Source organism: Bifidobacterium sp. 2450, assembly GCF_041900695.1.
Lineage (GTDB): Bacteria > Actinomycetota > Actinomycetes > Actinomycetales > Bifidobacteriaceae > Bifidobacterium > Bifidobacterium longum.
The window spans coordinates 72927-92496 of record NZ_JBHEEA010000007.1; the positions used below are offsets into that span (position 1 = coordinate 72927).

The following is a 19570-nucleotide window of genomic DNA, read 5'->3' on the forward strand; positions in this document are numbered from 1 at the left end:
CATATTCCCATCACCGCGTAGGATGGGTGAAGATTAGAAAGGGAGGACTATGAGCGTTCTCGACCGTTTTGAAAAAAGCGTGGAGGGTGCAGTCAACGGAGTATTCGCCAAGTTTGGCTCCAAAGATCTGCAGCCTGTCGATCTTTCCAGCGCCTTGGAGCGCGAGATTGACGCCGAGGCCATGCCCGTGGGCCGTGACCGCACGGTGGCCCCGAATGAATACCGTTTCAAGCTCAGTACTCCTGACTTCGACCGTATCGAGGCATGGGGTAGCGAGACCCTGGCCAACGAACTGGCCGATAACCTCACCGAGTACGCGAAGAGCCAGCATTACGCCTTCGTGGGCCCGGTGATCGTGATCTTCGAGGAAGACCTTGACCTGTCCAAGGGCAACTTCAACCTCACCTCCGAATCCGTGCAGGGCAATGCCGTGCCGGTCACCACCGATGCGCAGACCGAGGATAGCCCGGTGCTCGAGGTGAACGGCAACCAGTACCTGCTCACCAAAGACAAGACGGTAATCGGCCGCGGTTCCGGTTGCGATATCGTCATCGACGATCCGGGCATCTCCCGCAAGCACCTGGAAATCGACATCACGGATAACGGCGTGATCGCCCGCGACCTGGGTTCGACCAACGGCACGTACGTGGAGGGCCACCAAGTGCCCGCCGCCACGCTGCTCGACGGCAACACCATCACCATCGGCCGTACCCGCATCCTGTACTGGGCCTCCGCCCAAGCCCAGGAGTAGTCGAGCACACGCCCGAAAGTCGTCCACTTATGACCGAACTGACATTCGCCCTGCTCAAGTATGGATTCCTGATCCTGCTGTGGATATTCATCTGGCTGGCCGTACGTTCGCTGCGCAAGGACATCGAGACGTTCAGTCCGCGACCTTCGCGCGCGCGTCGTCGCCGCCGTGAGCGTGAAGCGCATAAGGCCAAGGCCGAAACGCCGCAGGCAGCTGCGCCGCGCCCGCATCGCCAGCCCAGCGCTTCCGCGTCGTCCGCCGCCTCGGCGCAGCCTACCCTGTTGGTCATCATCGATGGTCCGCTTGCCGGCAGCTCCGTGCCGCTGGCCGAAGCCGACATCACGCTTGGCCGCGCCGCCTCGAATACCGTGGTGCTCGATGACGAATTCGTGTCTTCCCACCATGCCCGTGTCTACCGTGACACGCGCTCCGGGCAGTGGGCCATTGAAGACCTAAACTCCACCAATGGCACCGTGGTCAACCAGCAGCGCATCAACCGCCCCACCATTCTGCCCGCTCGTATTCCTGTGCGCATCGGCGCCACCACCTTCGAACTGAGGTAGCCGCATGCCAAAATCCGCCGCTTCACAACCGCTGTTCCTGTATTCCACCACGGTGTCCGATGTGGGCACCGTGCGCGCGAACAATCAGGATTCCTCCTTCGCCGGCGAGCATCTCATCGCCATGTGCGACGGCATGGGCGGTCACGCCGGCGGCGATACGGCATCCTCCATCGCCATCCGGTCACTGGCCCACATCGAGCAGGACGACACCGGTGGCAACGTCGAGACGATCTCCCGCATGATGGAAACCTCCGTTATGGCCGCGCATGACGCCATCGTCGGCAAGGCCAAGCGCGAACGCAAGCTTGCCGGCATGGGCACCACCGTTACCGCAGTGGCATTGGTGGCCGGCTACTGGGTCATCGCCCATATCGGCGATTCGCGCGCCTACCTGCTGCGCGACGGACGCCTGAGCCGCATCACGTGCGACCACAGCTACGTGCAGCACCTCATCAACACCGGTCGTATCACCCCGTCCGAAGCCAAGAACCACCCGCAGCGCAACGTCGTGATGCGCGTGCTTGGCGATTTTGACATTGACCCGCGCCCGGATATTTCGGTTCGCCGAGCCCACCCCGCCGACCGTTGGCTGCTGTGCTCGGACGGCCTGTGCGGTGTGCTGGAAGATTCCACCATCGAAGAGACGATGACCACGCTGTCCGATCAGGGCGAATGCGCGCAGCGTCTGGTGCAGATGGCACTGCGGGCGGGCAGCACCGATAATGTCACGGCCGTTATTGCGGATGCCACGTTGGCGTTGGATGCCGATGCGTTCGATCTGCCGCACCAAACGCCGTTGGTCGGCGGTGCCGCCAGCCGTAATCTTGAGCCGATTGCCGACATCGTCAACGAGCCGGTGGCTACCGCGCCCGCGCTGCGTGAGGATGATTCCCCCGCCCAGCGCGCCGCAGCATTGATTCAGCCTGCCAGCGCGCACGAGGCGGAGACCGCGCAAACCACGGTCGAACCGTCGTCCACACGCGTGGTGCAGCCGTCCACCGTCCGCGAGGAGACCGGTGAGCGAGCCAATCCCGATACCGGTGAGATTCCGGTGGTGCAAAAGCCGGATGGGCGCCTGTCCGCCGACCCCAACGACCCGGATGTGGCCAAAGCCATCCGCGATGAGCAGGTCGAGCAGAAGAAGGCCACGCGCACCAAGAAGCGCCGCAATAAGCTTGCGGTGATTATTACCTGCATTCTTGCCGTGCTGGCATTGGCCGGCGCTGGCTGGGGCACGTACACGTGGAGCCAGACGCACTACTACGTGGGAGATAGCAACGGCACCGTGGCCATTTATCGTGGCGTGCCGACCAATCTCTTTGGACTTGAGCTTTCTCACGAGGTACAGACCACCAATATCGCCACCGCGGACCTGCCTCAGACATGGCGTGACCAGCTGAGCCAAGGCATCACAGTCGGTTCGTTGGACGAAGCGCAGTCGCATGTGGGTATTATCCGCACCGAAATGCGCAAACTGGCCAAGCAGCAGGAAGCCGACGCCGCCAAGAAGGCCGAGGCGTCCAATTCCCCGGACAGTTCCAAAGACAGTTCCCAGAGCGATTCCAAGGACAGCGCCAAGGATTCGTCCAGCCAGTCCGGCTCCTCGTCAGACAAGTCCGGTTCGTCAAGCTCATCCGATTCCTCGGATAAATCCGGTATCGGAGCGGCCGACAACGCGGCCACGGGAGATTCTCAATGATCGCTACCCGTCTACGTCAGATTTCTTTGTTGCTGATTGCCATGGCAATCAGTGCGTTGGCGTTCATCCAGATGTTCCAGCGTACCGCCGGCGAATTCCCTATGCAGTACGCCGGCATGCTGGCATTGGTCGTAGTGCTGTTTCTGGTGCTGTGGGGGCTGATTGTGCGCTTCCAGCCGTACGCCAGCCTGTCGATTCTGCCTTGCGTGCTACTGCTGACCGCCACCGGCGTGACCATGATCGCCCGCATCGACCAGAGCGAAGGTTGGGCGGTTGCCCAACGTCAGCTGATCTGGCTGTGCATCGCCATCGTGCTTTCCGCGCTGCTCATCATCTTCCTGAAGGACTACCGCGTGCTGCGGCGCTTCTCCTACGTGTCGATGGTGGTGGGCCTAGTGCTGCTGCTCGCCCCGATGCTGCCGTTTGTCGGTCAAGAAGTGAACGGCGCGCGCATTTGGATCAAGATTCCGGGACTGGGCCAGTTCCAGCCGAGCGAGTTCGCCAAGCTGTTCCTTGCGTTCTTCTTCGCCGCCTACCTGTTCGACCATCGCGACCAGCTGGCCGTGGGCGGTAAGAAGATGCTCGGTCTGCAGCTGCCACGTATCAAGGATCTCGGCCCGATCATCGTGGTGTGGATCGCCTCGATGGGCGTGCTCATCATGCAGCATGATCTGGGCACCTCGCTTATGTTCTTCGCCATGTTCGTGGCCATGCTGTACACGGCCACCGGCCGTAAAAGCTGGATCATCATCGGTCTGATCGCGTTCGCTGCGGGTGCCGTGCTGGCCGCAGGCATGTTCAGCCACGTGGGTCAGCGAGTCGATGCCTGGCTGCACCCGTTCAGCAATGAGCAATACAACAAGACCCCCGGCGGCTCCTGGCAGCTGGTCACCGGCATTTTCGGCCTGGCATCAGGCGGCGTGCTCGGCACCGGTCTCGGCCAAGGCCATCCTTCGCTCGTTACGTTTGCGAACTCCGATTTCATCTACGCCTCTCTGGGCGAGGAACTCGGTCTGATGGGCGTTCTGGCCATTTTGATGCTCTACCTGCTCATCATTGCCTCCGGCTTTATCACCGCCATGAAAATCAAGGATGGCTTCGGCAAGCTGCTCGCTTCCGGACTGGTGTTCACCATGGCCTTCCAGGTGTTCACCGTGGTCGGTGGCATCACGCTGGTGATTCCTCTGACCGGTCTGACCCTGCCCTATATGGCGGCCGGCGGCTCCAGTCTGATCGCCAACTATATTCTCGCGACCCTGCTCATCATCATCTCGAACTCGGCCAATGCGCCCGAGCCGGAGCTGACCTCGGATACGTTCCAGTACGAGGCTTTGGCCGTGCTGCGCAACAAGGAACTTGAGGCCCGGTCCCGCGCCACTGAGCCGATCGTTCAGCCTCGCAGCGCGTCGGCTACGGCGTCGCAGTCCGAGTCGGAATCGTTTGACGACCCCATTGTGGACACCACCACTCCGTCGTATGCCGATGCCGATGAACCGTACACGCCTACCGGCACGATTCCCCCGCTTCCTCCCGTTAACGGAGGCACTCGCGTATGAACAAATATCTTCGTCAGCTTTTCACCGCCGTGGTCGCGCTGTTCGTGATTCTCGGCCTGTCGTCCACCATCATCATGGCGGTACGGGCCAACGCGCTGAACAACGATCCGCGCAATGCCCGTTCGCTGTACCACCAGCTCGGTATCTACCGAGGTGCCATCCTGGCCTCGGACGGCACAGTCATGGCCAAATCCGAGCCGGTCAACGACGCATTCAAATACCTGCGTACCTATTCCAACGGTCCGCTGTATGCTCCGGTCACCGGCTTCTTCTCCATCAACCAGACCGCCGATCGCGGCCTGGAAGCCTCCCGCAGCATGCTGCTCAACGGTGAGGCCGATTCATTGATCTGGCAGCGGGCCAAGGCCATGCTCACCGGCACTACGGATCAGGGCGCGTCCATCGAAACCTCCATCGACCCCAAGCTGCAGCAGGTTGCCTACGATCAGCTCGGTATGCGCGATGGTGCGGCGGTGGCCATCGAAGTCAGCACCGGTCGTATCCTCGCCATGGTGAGCACGCCCAGTTATGATCCGAACAAACTGGCGACCCATGACACCAAAGCCGCGTCTCAGGCCTACAACGAACTTTCTGCGGGCCAAAATAGCCCACTAATCAACCGCGCCACCTCGCAGCTGTACCCACCAGGGTCCACGTTCAAGACCATCGTCGCCTCGGCTGCGCTGGAAACCGGCGATTATCAGACGGACACGAAGATTCCTGCGGGCTCCAGCTATACCTTGCCGGGAACCGCCACACAGTTGCCGAACGCCGAGGCACAGGCCGATGGCGTCAACGGGCAGATCTCCCTGCAAGAGGCCGTCGCATGGTCGTCCAATACCGCGTTCGCCCAGCTTGGCGTGAAACTCGGCGCGAGCAAGGTTTCGGACATAGCCACCAAGCTCGGGTTCGGCAGCACCATCACCATTGACGGCACCGAATCCACGGGCACCCCGATGACAGCCACCGCGTCCACATTCCCCTCTGATCCGGCCGACGACAAGCTTGCACTGGCGTCCATCGGCCAAGGCGACACCACGGCCACGCCGTTGCAGATGGCGATGGTCGCGCAGGCAATCGCCAACAATGGCAAACTGATGCAGCCCACGCTGGTCGATCGTGTGCGCGCCGCCGATCTCACCGTACTTTCGCAGACCAAACCGCAAACCATGGCCAATGCGTTCAGCAAGGATTCCGCAGACAAGCTCACCACGATGATGGAAAGCGTGGTGACCGAGGCCAATCCGCAGCTGGCCATCGACGGCATCAAGGTGGCGGCCAAAACCGGTACCGCACAAATCGGTACCGACAACTCTGCCATCGACGGCTGGGTGATCGGTTTCGCGCCGGCGGACGATCCGCAAATCGCCGTCGCGGTGTTGGTGCATAACACAGATGTATACGGTTCGCTCGCCGCTGGCCCGATCATGCGCGCGATGATGCAGGAGGCTTTGCAGCAGTGAAACTTATCGAAGGACAGCTTATTCACCGCCGATATCGTCTTGATTCGCGTCTTGCGCAAGGCGGTATGGGCGAGGTATGGAAAGGCTACGATATTCAGCTCGGCCGTGAAGTGGCCATCAAGGCGCTGCGCTCGGACGTGACCAACGCCGAGGCCAAGCTGCGCCGCCTGCGTGCCGAAGCCCATAATTCCGCCAATCTGGCGCACCCGAATATCGCTGCGTTGTTCGAATACTACGAGCATGACGGCATCGGCTTTCTGATTATGGAATACGTCCCCTCGAAATCGTTGGCGGATCTGTTCCACAGCAAAGGCGCGATGGATCCCATCGAACTGCTGCCCATTCTGATTCAGACCGCGCGAGGCCTATTCGTGGCCCACTCGCACGGCGTGATTCATCGTGACGTCAAGCCGGCCAACATCATGGTCTCCGACACCGGCGAAGTGAAAATCACCGATTTCGGCGTGAGCTACTCCACCGGCCAAGGCCAGATCACTCAGGACGGCATGGTGGTGGGCACCGCGCAATACATCTCCCCCGAGCAGGCGCAGGGCCAGCAGGCCACGCCGCAATCGGACATCTATTCACTGGGCGTAGTGGCGTACGAGGGCCTTGCCGGGCATCGTCCGTTCACCGGCACCACTCCGGTCGATATCGCCGCAGCGCACGTGAACAATCCCGTGCCTCCGCTGCCGGACTCGGTGGACGTCCAGTTACGCGAATTTGTCATGTCAATGCTGGCCAAGGACCCGTTGGATCGCCCGAAAGACGCGCTGGTGGTGTCCCGTACGCTGGCACGCATCGAACGCCGTCTGCTGGATCAGCAGACCGAAATGGCCGACACCACCATGGCCACGTCCGGCAATCGACTGCCGCGCCGAGTGACCAGCACACCACGCATTGTCTTGGAGGCCCCGGCCTCAAGATTGGGAGGGAATAAGCAATGAGCACCAGTATGCCCACCGCATTGGCCGGCGGACGCTACCAGCTTGGCCAGCTCATCGGTCGTGGCGGCATGGCCGAGGTCCACGTGGCTCTTGACACCCGTCTGGGCCGTACCGTGGCCGTGAAAATCATGCGCGCCGATCTGGCCAACGACGACATCTTCCTGGCCCGTTTCCGCCGCGAAGCACACGCCGTGGCCCAGATGAACAACCCGAACATCGTGAACATCTACGATTCGGGCGAAGAACTGGTTTCTTCCGAAAGCGGTGATACCGAGCGTCTGCCGTACATCGTCATGGAATACGTCAAGGGCCAAACCCTGCGCGACATCATCAAGTTCAACGGCGCACTCAGCCAGCGCGACTGCGAACAGGTGATGTTGGGCGTGCTTAACGCGCTCGACTATTCGCATCGCATGGGCATTATCCACCGCGATATCAAGCCCGGCAACATCATGATTTCCGAGCAGGGCGTGGTCAAGGTCATGGACTTCGGCATCGCCCGCGCTCTGGACGATTCCGCAGCCACCATGACCCAGTCGCAGGGCGTGGTGGGCACCGCACAGTACCTTTCTCCCGAGCAGGCGCGCGGCGAGACCGTCGACATGCGTTCCGACCTGTATTCCGCCGGCTGCGTGCTCTACGAGATGCTCACCGGCCGCCCGCCGTTTACCGGCGATTCCGCCGTGGCCATCGCCTACCAGCATGTTTCCGAAGTCGCCACGCCGCCATCTGCCGTGGTGCCGGGGCTGCCGAAGATGTGGGATTCGATCTGCGCCAAGGCCATGGCCAAGGACCGCCAGAATCGCTATGCCACGGCCTCCGAATTCAAGACCGACATCCTGACCTACATGAACGGCGGCGTGCCGGTGGCGGCCGCGTTCAACCCGTTGACGGACCTGTCGAATATGAAGGCCCGCAAGGAAGCCGAACGTGATTTGCCCACCACGCCGGTGGAACCGCATCAGCAACCCACCCAGGCATTCAACCCGGTGACCGGTCAGTTCGAGCAGATTCCACCGGCCAATGGTGCCAATGCAGCGGCGTTGCAGTCCCGTGCGCAGCAGCGTGCGGCGGCGGCCAAGGCCAAGAAGCGCAAGAAGATCATCATCGGTTCGGTAATCGCGGCGATTGTTGCAGTGCTTGTCATTGTGGGCATCGTGTTCGCCATGAATGGCTCCGGCAACAAGTCCTCGGAAGACACCGTCACTATCCCTGAGGTGTGCAACGCTTCCACATCCAAGGACAACATCAAGCTCAAGCTTGAGAGATTGGGCTTGAAGATGACCGAAAAGCAAGACACCGACTCCACCGAGCCGGAAGGCACCTGCACCAAGATGAGCCCGGACGCCGGCTCCAAGGTGGCCAAGGGATCCGCCGTGAAGGTGTGGTTCTCCGCAGGCCCGCAGTCCACTCAGGTTCCGGATGTCAAGGAGCGCAGCCAGGAAGAGGCGCGCAGCATTCTGGAAAGCGCCGGGTTCAAGGTGAACGCCACCGTCAAAACCGAAGACAGCGCCGACATCGCCAAGGATATGGTGACGAGAACCGATCCTGCCGCCGGCCAGTCGGTCCCCAAGGGCACCACCATCACCATATATGTTTCTTCCGGCATGACCACCGTACCGAGCAATTTGGTCGGTCAGTCGAAGGACAGCGTGCTACAGCAGTATGAGGGCAAGTTCAGCTTCACTGTGGAGCAGGAGAGCTCCGATACGGTGGAGGCCGGTCTGATTACCCGTGTAAGCCCTGATTCGGGCTCTTCCATCGCACAGGGCGGGTCCATCACCATTTGGGTGTCCACGGGCAAGGAGAAGGTCGCTGTACCGAATATCACCGCTGGCACTGGCTACGTCACCGCCGAACTCATGCTCAAGGCCGTGGGCCTCAAGGCTCAGGCCAGTGGTCCAACCGACAGCACCGCTGTGGTAGTCAGCATCAATCCTGGCGCTGGCAGCCAGGTAGATGCGGGATCGACCGTCACCATTACCACGAAGGCCGGCAGCACCGGAGGCAACACCGGTACCGGAGACGGTGGCAACGGCAACGGTGCCAACAACGGCAACGGCACTGGCAACGGGGGCGGAACCCGTGAGTGAGTCAGCGCCGGGCGTGTGTGTTGCGCATACGCAACGCACATAGCGCAACACATGCGCAATGTAAACACGCAACGCAATCACACAACACAAAGGGGAGGGGCTTCTGCACCCCTCCCCTTTGCTGTATAAAGAGCTATCCCAGCGCAACAATCCAGGGAAAGCGTCGCCGCGCGCGGAAAAGCTACTTCGTGACTTTGGGCTGAAGGCCGGCGGACTTGGCCACGGCGTTGTCTTGGCCGCAGACCTTGAGCCAGTTGGCCAGCAGACGGTAGCCGTCCTGGGTCATCACGGATTCGGGATGGAATTGCACGGCGTACATCGACTTGCCCTTGACACGCACGCCCTGAATAATGTGGTCGCCCTGCGTCCACGCGGTAACCACCAGCGTATCCGGCACCGAATCGGGCTCGACGGCCAACGAATGGTAGCGGGTGGCGGTCATGGGGTTGGCCACGCCCTCGAAAATCTCGTCATCGATATGTTCCACCAAGCTGGTCTTGCCATGCATGATGGTGGGCGCATGGTCCACAGTGCAGCCATACACCTCGGCGAGCGCCTGCAAGCCCAAGCACACACCAAACATCGGCACGCCGCTGGCCGCGCACAGGCGAATCATATCCTCACTGGCACCGGATTCGGCCGGAGCGCCAGGGCCGGGAGAAATCAGCACGCCATCGTAACCGTCCAGTACACCCGGCGCGGCCGGGTCGATAGCGTCGTTACGCACCACATCAACAGTGGCGCCAAGGGTTTGCAGATAGCCTACGATCGTGTAGACGAAGGAATCGTAGTTATCCACCACCAAAATATGCGCGGAATCGGTCATAGGGCTCTCCTTGAGGGACATGTACTGCAAGCCATAGTACTAGGCTGCCGTCAGCTCACTGCCACGAAGTTCGACATCTGCTGTAGGAATGGGATATTGGCGGCGGCCCAAGGGAATCCCCACTGGAACAGCGCCGCGGCGGCTGCGAACAACAGCAGAGCCAGCAGCAGCCATCGAATCGGTGCCACGCCGGGCTGCAGACGCAACAGTCCGCCATAGATGCTGGCATCCGGACGGCGACGCTCACCCGCGCGAATCTCGCGCAGCACCGGCCAGCGCCATGCCACCGCAGCGGCGATAAACAGAACCAGCCACACTACCAGCGCGCCGAATACCACCTTGTCCAGCGAGCCAATGCGGGAAGCGATCGAGGGGGTTTCGTTGGTGGAGAACTTCACTGCACCGGACGAATCAGTAGTAGCCAGCTCTTTGGGCACGCCATCAGACACTTTGGCCCAGTACGTCAACTCACCATAGCTGATCCATCGATGGGTGGGGGTGGAGTATTTCGGCTCACAGGTAGTCAGTGTGATCATGCGTTTGGTGGGATTGGCAGTGGAGTCTTCCGGATTGGGGGCGGTCACATACACGTCTGTGGGCAGCACAATCTCGTACCGGGTGTAGTGGTAGACGTACCAGTAATCCTTAGTACGAACGATGATGGGATCGCCTTCCTGCAACTTGTCCACATCGCCCAACGGCTGCCCGTAGCCGTTGCGGTGGCCGGCGACGGCGAAGTTGCCGACCTGCCCCGGCATCTGGGTGGTGTCGTAATGGCCCAGACCGTGGCGATTGAGCTGCTCGAGCGTGGTGCCTTCCACGATGTTGCGGTGCCATTGGGAGCCGAAGCGCGGAATGTAGATCTGCGCAATCAAGTCGCCATATTTCGCGTCTTTCGGCTGTACCGGCGCATCGCCCTCCTGGGCTTTGGCGATGGTGACCGTTTCCCCGTTGTTGCTGGGGTCGCTCCAGTCGACGGACTGGGTGGTTTCGTTCTGGGCTCGCTCCGCCTCGACACCGGTCCACCACATCTGCCAGACGATGTACAGGGCGCAAATCACGGCAGCGGTAATCAGCAGTTCGGCGCAGATGCCGAGTGCTTGCCAGACCGGGCTCCGCTTGGGCGAAGACGCGCCGCGTACTGCGGCACGACGGGACCTTGCCCTACTGGCATTGGCCGGGTCTGCCACCATTCGTGCGGCATCGTCCTCGGGGAAGGGCTGCACGTCCGACACGGACGCAAGATCAATGGGCGCCGGTGCGCCGCTGTTGTGCCTGCCGTGTCTCATTGCTGAGTCTGCTCCTCATCTGTGGTCTTTGAAGTATCGACCGTGGCATATTTCAACTGCTGCAGCAAGGCGGCGGTAGCGGGGAACTGAAGGTCCTCGGCATTCTCCACCTTGTAGCCAATGCCAAACGCGGTCACATATTGCTTAAGAATGGTAATGGCTTCGGAGTCGTTCAACGCTGCGCGAAGTCTTTGCGGGTCACCAATCGCGGAAATGGTGAACGGCGGCGAGTATTTCTTACCGTGCAACGACAGCACGTTGCCGGAACAGATGACCGCCGAATTGAACAGCACCCGCTGATCCATAATCGTCAGCGCATCGGCACCGCCGGCCCACAAGGCATTCACCACCGATTCGACGTCCTGCTGGTGGATCACGTAATCGTTGATATTGGCGGTCGTGCCATTGTTGTTGACGGCGTTCTCCCATAACGGAGAATCATCCAGCGTTACCGTTACGCCGCTGCCGCTGAGCGCGGGCAGCATCAGGCTGGAATCCACATTGCTGGAGTCCTTGCCTTGGTTCTGCGTGCTGTCAGTACCGTCGGTGCCATCGGCCTTGAGCGCGTCTGTAAGATTGGCGACCTGTTCGGTCAGATCGCTGACGTCCTGCTGCAGCTGGTTGGCCTCGCCCACGCCTTGCTCCACCAGATCGGCCGTATCGTTGGTGACGGCAACCGTACGATTGACCCTCACGTTGGTGCTCAGCAGAAAACCGGTCAAGGCAATGACGACGAATACCGCGACACCACCCCATAGGGAGTGCCGTGCACCGTGCTTACCTACATGTCTGGCCATGAATTTCCTGTCTTTTTGCCGACTCTGGTCGCCGCTTTCGAGTGTAGCCACTATTATGACTTTTAGCCTATTGAATGGAGACTATGCTGATGGCTGACGAAGAGCTGCACGAAACCGACTCGAACAACCAGAAGGACTGGCAGAACGAGACCTTATCCAGCACCGCTGCTGACGAGACCGCCAACAAAGACACCGAGCAGAACGCAGAGAACGCTTCTGCCGAGGAAGACGCGGCTTACGGTGTGAATATGGAGCAGGTGCAGGCCGTGCTCAACGCCACTGCCGATAAGGCCACGCTGACCCCGCAGATGCAGCGCATGATGAACCGTCAGGCGGAGAACACCAAGCGTGTTGAAGAAACCATTAAGGGCACCAAGTCGAACCCACGTTGGTTCGTGCCGCTGTTCTGCGCGTTTATGATCATCGGCCTGATTTGGTGCGTGGTGTACTACCTCTCCCCGTCCGGCTCCTGGCCGATTCCGAACATCGGTGCGTGGAACCTCGGCATCGGCTTCGCCCTGATCATGATCGGATTCCTGATGACGATGGGATGGCGCTGAGTTCCGGCTCGTTGCGCTTATCTATCGGTAGATTGTTTTTCTATCGTTAGGTTGTCCTTAATTCTTATGAGAAAGGCCGACCTCCCGTATGCGGAGGCCGGCCTTTTTCGTGCCTTGGCCTGTTCATCCACAGCTATCCACCACTTATCCACGACTTATCCACTACGTTATCCACAGCCTGTGGATGAATTACACCCATGTAGTTTTCCACCGAATGTGGAAAACCATGTGGATAAGTGGTGGATAAGCGGCGTTTCTCGGTGTATATCTCGTGCATAACTTTGGATTGTCGCACATCGCCACAACGAGGGAACAGTTATACACCCGAGTTATCCACTGCAACAAACCCAGTAATACCGCGGCATTCCTAACTTATCCACATAAGTTATCCACAATCTTATGCACTTTTCTACACACTTGTGCACAAGTCACCATTGTGGATAACTCGTTATCGTGGATAACGCGTCATCGTGGATAACTCATCATTGCGCGCATCTCATTACTGTGGATATCTTCATACGGCACACACCCACTCGCCGAACGACGATATCCACATCGCTAATATCCACATCGCCGCTTTCCGCACATACACTGATGCCGGGCACTGCATGTTCCGCAATGCCCGGCATCAATCGTGTTTTTTACAGCCATATCAAGCCATATCAGTGCAGGGAGCCGAAACTCATCCCCCGTAAGGATTGGCCATATTGCACAACAGAATCAACGCAATGACCAGCACCACCATGGCCCAGCCGTACACCTGCATGCGCCATTTCAGGCTTTTACCGCGCCACGCCGGCACACCACCCACCAGCAGCCATGTGAGTATTCCACCCACTACAAAGCCGCCGACATGCGCCTGCCACGCCACGCCACCGACCACGAACGGCAAGGCGAAGTTCACCGCCATCCAGATCAACATGGAGCGGATATCGGCGCCGATACGGCGATATACCACCAGCAATGATGCAAACAGGCCAAATAAGGCTCCAGAAGCCCCGTATGCTGCCATTTGCCAGCCGATGCCTCCCGGAGCCACCGCAGCCCACACCATAAGTCCCAGAGAGCCGCCAAGGCCGGAAATCACATACAGTCCCAAGAACCGCCAGTGGCCGATCATTCGTTCCAGCACTGGGCCCACGGAATACAGGGCAATCATGTTGAACAGGATATGCAATAGCGAGTTCGGCGCATGCAGGAACATCGAGGTGATGAGCGTCCACGGCTCAGCCACCAGTCTGACCGGAGCCGCCATGCCGAGGTGCATCAACCAAGCCCTCAGGCCCGGGGCAATAAATCCCAGCAATACCTCCAGTAGCCACACTGCCACGCACGCAACAATCAGCGCCCAGGTCATCACCGGACCACCGCGCTCCCACTGGTATCGAATCTCCCGTTGTGTAGGAATATGCATGCAGTCCACTGTATCGAAGGTCTCGGATGCGTTCCACGCGCCGCGAAGATGCTGAGCCGGTCGAGGACAGACGGGCGCGGATGAATCGCCCACGAATGTCATTCCACCCAATCGTCACAAACAGCGGCCTAGAATAGGGAGCAGAGTCGGTCTGAATGGGCATACCGACCAGACGATCCCTAGGGAAAGGAGCCGTCATGGAGAACAAGTCTTCTAACGGTTGGAAGTTCTTCGCGCTGCTGTTCGGCGGATTGCTCGCCGCGCTTGTTGGCCTGTACATCTACAAGCAGCAGAACCCGGATTACGATCCGTGGGAGGAGCCGTGGGAGAACAGCTCCTCGCCGGTCGACCTGGGTCTGAATAAGGCCGAGGATGAAGCCGATGACGAGGCGGAAGCCGCCCCGGCCGAAGCCTGATAGGGCAGTCTTTCAACGCAAAAGGGCCCTGTATCCAACCCGCGTGGTTGGGTACAGGGCCCTTTACGTCTCTCAACAGGAACCTGACTCCCCCTCTCTGAGGGGAGCCAGAATGTTCGTGGACTCAGTCGGCCAGAGGAGCAGTGTGCCAGATACGTTCCAAATAGTCCTCCATGGAGCGGTCGGAGCTGAAGTAGCCGGAGTTGGCCACGTTGAGCAAGGCCTTGCGGTTCCATTCGAGCTCGTCGGCGTAGAGGGCCTCGATCTCGGACTGGATGTCCATGTAGGCGGAGAAGTCGGCCAGGGTCATGAACCAGTCCTTGGTCAGCCAGTCGGCCGCGAGTGGGGAGTAGGCGTTGCGGTCGCCGTTGGAGAAGGTGCCGTCGGCCACCATATCGATGGCGTGCTTCAGGCGCGGGTCGGCCTCGTAGTAGGAGGCGGGATCGTAGCCCTCGGCGTACTTCTTCTCGACCTCGTCGACGGTCATGCCGAACAGGAAGAAGTTATCGGCGCCGACGCGCTCACGGATCTCGACGTTCGCGCCATCGAGCGTACCGACGGTCATCGCGCCGTTGAGGGCGAACTTCATGTTGCCGGTACCCGAGGCCTCCTTGCCGGCCTGCGAAATCTGCTCGTCAAGCTCGGTGGCCGGGATGAGGTTCTGAGCCATCTCGACGTTGTAGTTCGGCAGCATGTGGACGGCGAGCTTGCCCTTGACGGCCGGATCGCTGCTGATCACGCGGGAAACGTTGTTGATCAGCTCGATGGTCATCTTGGCCAGGTAGTAGCCCGGAGCGGCCTTGGCACCGAAGAACACGGTGCGCGGAGTGATGTCCTCGGCCTTGACCTTGCCGGACTTGATGTCGGCGTAGGTGGAGATCACGGCGAGAATCTTCAGAGACTGGCGCTTGTACTCGTGCAGACGCTTGACCATGGTGTTGAACAGGGTGTTCTCGTCGATATCGATGCCGTAGTGGTCCTTGGCGAAGCCCACGAATGCGTGCTTGTTGGCCTTCTTGACGGCGGCGAACTTCTTGACGAATTCATCGTCCTTGGCCAGCGGCTCGAGGCCCTTGAGCATCTCCAGGTCGGAGAGCCACTTGTCGGTGCCGAGGCCCTCGGTGATGAGGTCGGACAGGCGCGGGTTGGCGAGCTTGACGAAGCGACGCGGGGTCACGCCGTTGGTCACGTTGGTGAACTTGTCCGGGTAGACATCGGAGAAGTTCTTGAGGGTGACGTCCTTCAGGAGCTGGGAGTGCAGCTCGGCCACGCCGTTGACGTGGGAGCCGCCGTAGGTGGCCAGGTAGGCCATGCGCACGGCGTCGCCAGTGTAGATGGCCATGTCCTTGATGGTGTTCTTGTCGACGCCCTTGGACTTGAGCTCGTCCTCGAACTGCGCGTTGATCTTCTCGATGATCTCAAGGTGACGCGGCAGCAGCTCGCCGATCAGGCTGGCCGGCCAGACCTCAAGGGCCTCCGGCAGCAGGGTGTGGCAGGTGTAGTTGAAGGTCTTGGTGGTGATGGACCACGCGGTATCCCAGTCGTAGCCGTACTCATCGGTGAGGATGCGCATGAGCTCGGGGATGCCGATCACCGGGTGGGTGTCGTTGAGCTGGAAGACGATCTTGTTCGGGAAGGTCGTCAGGTCCGGCTTGTCCTGACCCGGGTAGAAGACGCGGATGGCGTCGTGCAGGGATGCGGAGACGAAGAAGTACTGCTGCTCGAGGCGCAGTTCCTTACCGACCTTGGTGGAGTCTTCCGGGTAGAGGATCTTGGAGATGTTCTCGGCCTTGACCTGCGGGGCCACGGCGTCCATGTACTCGGAACGGTTGAAGGCGAGCAGATCGAACTCGTCGTAGCTCTTGGCGGTCCACAGGCGCAGAGTGTTCACACGCTGGGACTTGTAGCCGGGAACCATGTAGTCCACCGGCACGGCGCGCACGGACCAGGCCGGTTCCCAGGTCTTGGTGCCGTCGGCGTTTTCGACGACCTTGCCACCGAAGGAGACCTTCTGATCACGGTTGTAGTCGGTGTGGCCCCACGGCTCTTCGTTGGCCAGCCAGTAGTCCGGGGTTTCGACCTGCTTGCCGTTCTCGTCGAACTTCTGTTTGAAGATGCCGTACTTGTACTGGATGCCGTAGCCGAAGGCCGGCACACCGAGGGAGGCGAGGGAGTCGATGAAGCAGGCGGCCAGACGGCCGAGGCCGCCGTTGCCGAGGCCCGGCTCGTATTCGGCGTCCACGACGTCCTTCGGCTTGAAGCCGAGGGCTTCCACAGCCTTGTCGAACTGGTCGGTCAGGCCAGCGTGCAGCAGTGCGTTCTCCAGCTGCTTGCCCATCAAGAACTCGGCGGACAGGTAGCCGACGGCCTTGGTGTTGCCGTTCACGGTGTCGGCCTGGGTCTCGAACCAGGAGTCGGCAAGGTGGTTGCGCACGGCCTTGGATGCGGCGACATACACGTCAGCAGGGGTGGCCTGCTCGGCGGTGACGTTCTGAGTGTATTTCAGTTGTTCACGAATCTCGTCGGCGAATTGTTCCGCCGTGACAGGAGACTTCGGTGCGGTGATTTCGGTCATTCTGACTTTCCTTCCGGGATAAGTGCCCGTGTTTATTATGCCGCGCGATAGGTATCGTCGCACAAACGTAAGCATGAACTCTCTGTAACGACGATGGCGGAGCGTTCTTGCATACGTTCTCATTGAGAGCGTAGCACATGTCCCGATGTTCCACATCACACCGTATGCCACCGTTTGCATTATGGAAGATCTTCCGGCTCCGGTGCCATGATGGGATACATGGCAGTAATTCTTGAAAAAGACCTGAAACGCGGGCATGACGCGCTGGTGCAATGGCGTGCCGCGGCCCGGGAGCTGGCAGACAACACACCACATCGTCTGACCGTCTCCCCTGTCTTGCCACGCCCGGTGTGGGCGATGGCCGTGCGCTACTCGCTGTTTCTGCTGGAGCGGCGCGCACCCGGCCCTGGCGTGGAGGTGCGCGTTGCGCCGTGGGGTGCGGTCAAGATCCTGGACGGCCCGGAATCGGACCCGCACAACCTCACTCCACCGGACGTCATCGAACTGGAGCCCGAGGTCTGGCTACGACTGGCCTGCGGCATCACCACCTGGGCGGAGGAAAAGGACGCCGGTCACATCAGCGCGGTCGGCGAGCGCGACGACCTGAGCGACCTGCTGCCGCTGTGAGGCGCGGAGCGTAAGCGTAAGCCACCAGCGGCGGCACCATCAGCCATAATCACAAATCCCCTTGTGCTCAACCAAGCACAAGGGGATTATTACGAGAAGACCGGCGTTCAGCTCTTCTTGGGCTTGAGCGCGGAAGGCATGGGCATCGGAATCGGCTTGCGCGGGGCCGGCTTCGGCGCGGCAGGCGCGGAGGCCGGGAACTCGCCGCTGGTCGCCTTTGCGGCGGCTTCGGCAGCCCACTTGGCGTACTCGTCGAGGTCATCCTCCTGCGTAGCGGGAGTTGTCTCGACGGCACCGGAAGCGTGGTCATCAACAGCGGAATCCACATCCTTGTCCGCATACTGGTCATCGATGTCGGCGAACGGGTCAGGAGAGCCCATTCCCGGCTCCTGCTCGCTCAGCTCTTTTGCCAGCTCATCGTAGTCGGTATCGGTGGTCAGGTACTTGAGCTTTCGGGCAATTTTCTGCTGTTTTGCTTTTTGACGTCCGCGGCCCATCTGACCCCCTGCGATTACTGTGCTGTTCGATTCATCAACAATAGAGAGTACCACTAATAGTGGCTTGTTCGTTGTCGGCTCACACTTTTACCATAAAAAGCGTTTATTTGAGGCATATTCAAAGGAATTTCGCATGACCGACGAGCAGCAACTGACAGCGGCAGGCAATGAGATGAGCGCGAGCTTCCTCGCGGCCAAAAAGCGTTCGGACGAAACGCTCGCCAAGCTGGAGGCCAAGCCGTCGTCCTTCACCATGTTGACCGGCGACCGTCCGACCGGCCGGCTGCACCTCGGCCACTACTTCGGCTCGATCCGTGAGCGTGTCGCCATGCAGGAGCGCGGCATCAACACGAACATCATCATCGCCGACTACCAGGTGATCACCGACCGCGACACCACCGAGCACATCCAAGACAACGTGCTGAACCTGGTGCTCGACTACATGGCCGCCGGCATCGATCCGAACAAGACCATGATGTTCACCCACTCCGCCGTGCCGGCCGAGAACCAGCTGCTGCTGCCGTTCCTGTCCCTGGTCACCGAGGCCGAGCTGCACCGCAACCCGACCGTGAAGTCCGAGATGGAGGCGTCCGGCCACGCGCTGACCGGTCTGCTGCTCACCTACCCGGTGCATCAGGCGTGCGACATCCTCTTCTGCAAGGCCAATGTCGTGCCGATCGGTAAGGACAACCTGCCGCACGTGGAAATCACGCGCACCATCGCCCGCCGTTTCAACGAGCGTTACGCCAAGAAGAACCCGGTGTTCCCGGAGCCGGCCGCCATTCTGTCTGAGGCACCGGAGATTCCGGGTCTCGACGGCCGCAAGATGAGCAAGTCGTACGGCAACTCCATCATGCTGGGCGCCACCGCCGAGGAAACCGCCAAGCTCATCAAGAAGAGCCCGACCGATTCCGAGCGCCGCATCACCTTCGACCCGGTTGCCCGCCCGCAGGTCTCCGCCCTGCTGACCACCGCCGGCCTGGTGACCGGCCGCGACCCGAAGGACATCGCCGAGGAGATCGGTGATTCCGGTGCCGGCGCGCTCAAGGCATACGTCATCGAATCAGTCAACGAGTTCCTGGCCCCGCACCGCGAGCGCCGCGCCGAGCTGGCCAAGGACATGGATTCCATTCGTGACATCCTGCACGACGGCAACAAGCGCGCCAACGCCATCGCCGAGGAGACCCTCGACCAGGTGCGCGAGGCCATGGGCATGAAGTACTGATTTCCCCGCTGCTCGTAGCAAGACGCCGTGTCAGCCCCAACTGGGCAACTGACACGGCGTTTTTTGTATTGCGGCGTCTGCTGTGTCCTATCTTCACTTCGAGGGGCGGATTTCTTGTTCTCCGGACATCTATCTCCGCTTCGAGGGGCTGTTGCTCAAGTAGGCGAGGCACAAAAACGGCGGAATGACGTTGGCGTGAATGGGATTTTATCTGAGATTGAGCGCATGACCAGCCCCTTGAAACGGAGATAGACCTCCGGAAAGGCTCAAAT

General features: G+C 60.4%; 17 protein-coding genes. 11 read left to right on the plus strand and 6 right to left on the minus strand.

Annotated elements, in window-relative coordinates; genetic code table 11:
* The first annotated feature begins 49 nt into the window (after nucleotides 1–49).
* Genes ACEUKI_RS05595 through pknB form a run of 7 tightly spaced genes read left to right on the plus strand, consistent with a single transcriptional unit; the run spans nucleotide 50 to nucleotide 9072 of the window.
* Complete coding sequence (locus tag ACEUKI_RS05595) at nucleotides 50–751, plus strand: DUF3662 and FHA domain-containing protein (RefSeq protein WP_007051707.1); 702 nt, start codon at nucleotides 50–52, stop codon at nucleotides 749–751.
* A gap of 29 nt (nucleotides 752–780) precedes the next feature.
* The gene (locus tag ACEUKI_RS05600; RefSeq protein WP_144169555.1) at nucleotides 781–1314 is read left to right on the plus strand and encodes an FHA domain-containing protein; all 534 of its coding nucleotides are present in this window, start codon (nucleotides 781–783) and stop codon (nucleotides 1312–1314) included.
* A 4-nt stretch (nucleotides 1315–1318) separates the two neighbouring features.
* Complete coding sequence (locus ACEUKI_RS05605) at nucleotides 1319–3013, plus strand: protein phosphatase 2C domain-containing protein (RefSeq protein WP_374156605.1); 1695 nt, start codon at nucleotides 1319–1321, stop codon at nucleotides 3011–3013.
* Nucleotides 3010–4569, plus strand: a complete 1560-nt coding sequence (locus tag ACEUKI_RS05610) for an FtsW/RodA/SpoVE family cell cycle protein (protein ID WP_144169553.1) — start codon at nucleotides 3010–3012, stop codon at nucleotides 4567–4569. Before ACEUKI_RS05605 ends, ACEUKI_RS05610 begins: the two co-directional genes overlap by 4 nt.
* Nucleotides 4566–6032: a peptidoglycan D,D-transpeptidase FtsI family protein gene (locus ACEUKI_RS05615; protein WP_374156606.1), complete on the plus strand. Its 1467-nt coding sequence runs from the start codon at nucleotides 4566–4568 to the stop codon at nucleotides 6030–6032. Before ACEUKI_RS05610 ends, ACEUKI_RS05615 begins: the two co-directional genes overlap by 4 nt.
* Entirely contained in the window at nucleotides 6029–6979 is a 951-nt protein-coding gene (locus ACEUKI_RS05620; RefSeq protein ID WP_080785621.1) for a serine/threonine-protein kinase, read from the plus strand. Before ACEUKI_RS05615 ends, ACEUKI_RS05620 begins: the two co-directional genes overlap by 4 nt.
* A complete protein-coding gene (pknB, locus tag ACEUKI_RS05625) occupies nucleotides 6976–9072 on the plus strand; it encodes a Stk1 family PASTA domain-containing Ser/Thr kinase (protein WP_374156607.1) in 2097 nt (698 codons plus the stop codon). The genes ACEUKI_RS05620 and pknB overlap by 4 nt, the downstream gene beginning before the upstream one ends.
* Before the next feature lie 181 nt (nucleotides 9073–9253).
* Here the strand turns inward: pknB and ACEUKI_RS05630 are convergent, their stop codons facing one another.
* The 3 genes from ACEUKI_RS05630 to ACEUKI_RS05640 are packed head-to-tail and all read right to left on the minus strand — an operon-like array spanning nucleotide 9254 to nucleotide 11984.
* Nucleotides 9254–9898, minus strand: coding sequence for an aminodeoxychorismate/anthranilate synthase component II (locus tag ACEUKI_RS05630; protein WP_115770312.1), 645 nt, complete (start codon nucleotides 9896–9898; stop codon nucleotides 9254–9256).
* Between the two features lie 50 nt (nucleotides 9899–9948).
* The gene (locus tag ACEUKI_RS05635; protein WP_115770313.1) at nucleotides 9949–11187 is read right to left on the minus strand and encodes a class E sortase; all 1239 of its coding nucleotides are present in this window, start codon (nucleotides 11185–11187) and stop codon (nucleotides 9949–9951) included.
* The gene (locus tag ACEUKI_RS05640) at nucleotides 11184–11984 is read right to left on the minus strand and encodes a DUF881 domain-containing protein (protein WP_115770314.1); all 801 of its coding nucleotides are present in this window, start codon (nucleotides 11982–11984) and stop codon (nucleotides 11184–11186) included. The genes ACEUKI_RS05635 and ACEUKI_RS05640 overlap by 4 nt, the downstream gene beginning before the upstream one ends.
* An 83-nt stretch (nucleotides 11985–12067) precedes the next feature.
* Between ACEUKI_RS05640 and crgA the strand changes: the two genes are divergently transcribed.
* Nucleotides 12068–12544, plus strand: a complete 477-nt coding sequence (crgA, locus tag ACEUKI_RS05645) for a cell division protein CrgA (RefSeq protein ID WP_181896211.1) — start codon at nucleotides 12068–12070, stop codon at nucleotides 12542–12544.
* Between the two features lie 682 nt (nucleotides 12545–13226).
* Here the strand turns inward: crgA and ACEUKI_RS05650 are convergent.
* Nucleotides 13227–13958, minus strand: a complete 732-nt coding sequence (locus tag ACEUKI_RS05650) for a rhomboid family intramembrane serine protease (RefSeq protein WP_080785661.1) — start codon at nucleotides 13956–13958, stop codon at nucleotides 13227–13229.
* A 197-nt stretch (nucleotides 13959–14155) separates the two neighbouring features.
* Between ACEUKI_RS05650 and ACEUKI_RS05655 the strand changes: the two genes are divergently transcribed.
* Complete coding sequence (locus ACEUKI_RS05655; protein ID WP_029679795.1) at nucleotides 14156–14374, plus strand: hypothetical protein; 219 nt, start codon at nucleotides 14156–14158, stop codon at nucleotides 14372–14374.
* Between the two features lie 124 nt (nucleotides 14375–14498).
* Here ACEUKI_RS05655 and ACEUKI_RS05660 read toward each other — a convergent pair whose 3' ends face one another.
* Nucleotides 14499–16949 carry a glycogen/starch/alpha-glucan phosphorylase gene (locus ACEUKI_RS05660; RefSeq protein ID WP_186289891.1) on the minus strand — a complete coding sequence of 817 codons (2451 nt, stop codon included), beginning with the start codon at nucleotides 16947–16949 and terminating at the stop codon, nucleotides 14499–14501.
* A gap of 219 nt (nucleotides 16950–17168) precedes the next feature.
* Between ACEUKI_RS05660 and ACEUKI_RS05665 the strand changes: the two genes are divergently transcribed.
* On the plus strand, nucleotides 17169–17576 hold the full coding sequence (locus tag ACEUKI_RS05665; protein WP_115770323.1) for a sterol carrier family protein: 408 nt from the start codon (nucleotides 17169–17171) through the stop codon (nucleotides 17574–17576).
* Nucleotides 17577–17683: 107 nt separating this feature from the next.
* Here ACEUKI_RS05665 and ACEUKI_RS05670 read toward each other — a convergent pair whose 3' ends face one another.
* A complete protein-coding gene (locus ACEUKI_RS05670; protein ID WP_143248052.1) occupies nucleotides 17684–18073 on the minus strand; it encodes a DUF3073 domain-containing protein in 390 nt (129 codons plus the stop codon).
* Nucleotides 18074–18206: 133 nt separating this feature from the next.
* Between ACEUKI_RS05670 and trpS the strand changes: the two genes are divergently transcribed.
* Complete coding sequence (gene trpS / locus ACEUKI_RS05675; protein ID WP_144169548.1) at nucleotides 18207–19298, plus strand: tryptophan--tRNA ligase; 1092 nt, start codon at nucleotides 18207–18209, stop codon at nucleotides 19296–19298.
* The last annotated feature ends 272 nt before the right edge of the window (nucleotides 19299–19570 follow it).

What these genes read in the sequence shown, in the direction of transcription:
- ACEUKI_RS05605 (WP_374156605.1), top strand. Translation starts at nt 1,319, where the DNA reads ATGCCAAAATCCGCCGCTTCACAACCGCTGTTCCTGTATTCCACCACG.
- pknB (WP_374156607.1), top strand. Translation starts at nt 6,976, where the DNA reads ATGAGCACCAGTATGCCCACCGCATTGGCCGGCGGACGCTACCAGCTT.
- ACEUKI_RS05640 (WP_115770314.1), bottom strand. Translation starts at nt 11,984, where the DNA reads ATGGCCAGACATGTAGGTAAGCACGGTGCACGGCACTCCCTATGGGGT.
- ACEUKI_RS05600 (WP_144169555.1), top strand. Translation starts at nt 781, where the DNA reads ATGACCGAACTGACATTCGCCCTGCTCAAGTATGGATTCCTGATCCTG.
- ACEUKI_RS05665 (WP_115770323.1), top strand. Translation starts at nt 17,169, where the DNA reads ATGGCAGTAATTCTTGAAAAAGACCTGAAACGCGGGCATGACGCGCTG.
- ACEUKI_RS05660 (WP_186289891.1), bottom strand. Translation starts at nt 16,949, where the DNA reads ATGACCGAAATCACCGCACCGAAGTCTCCTGTCACGGCGGAACAATTC.
- ACEUKI_RS05670 (WP_143248052.1), bottom strand. Translation starts at nt 18,073, where the DNA reads ATGGGCCGCGGACGTCAAAAAGCAAAACAGCAGAAAATTGCCCGAAAG.
- ACEUKI_RS05655 (WP_029679795.1), top strand. Translation starts at nt 14,156, where the DNA reads ATGGAGAACAAGTCTTCTAACGGTTGGAAGTTCTTCGCGCTGCTGTTC.
- ACEUKI_RS05595 (WP_007051707.1), top strand. Translation starts at nt 50, where the DNA reads ATGAGCGTTCTCGACCGTTTTGAAAAAAGCGTGGAGGGTGCAGTCAAC.
- ACEUKI_RS05650 (WP_080785661.1), bottom strand. Translation starts at nt 13,958, where the DNA reads ATGCATATTCCTACACAACGGGAGATTCGATACCAGTGGGAGCGCGGT.
- trpS (WP_144169548.1), top strand. Translation starts at nt 18,207, where the DNA reads ATGACCGACGAGCAGCAACTGACAGCGGCAGGCAATGAGATGAGCGCG.
- ACEUKI_RS05615 (WP_374156606.1), top strand. Translation starts at nt 4,566, where the DNA reads ATGAACAAATATCTTCGTCAGCTTTTCACCGCCGTGGTCGCGCTGTTC.
- ACEUKI_RS05630 (WP_115770312.1), bottom strand. Translation starts at nt 9,898, where the DNA reads ATGACCGATTCCGCGCATATTTTGGTGGTGGATAACTACGATTCCTTC.
- ACEUKI_RS05635 (WP_115770313.1), bottom strand. Translation starts at nt 11,187, where the DNA reads ATGAGACACGGCAGGCACAACAGCGGCGCACCGGCGCCCATTGATCTT.
- ACEUKI_RS05610 (WP_144169553.1), top strand. Translation starts at nt 3,010, where the DNA reads ATGATCGCTACCCGTCTACGTCAGATTTCTTTGTTGCTGATTGCCATG.
- crgA (WP_181896211.1), top strand. Translation starts at nt 12,068, where the DNA reads ATGCTGATGGCTGACGAAGAGCTGCACGAAACCGACTCGAACAACCAG.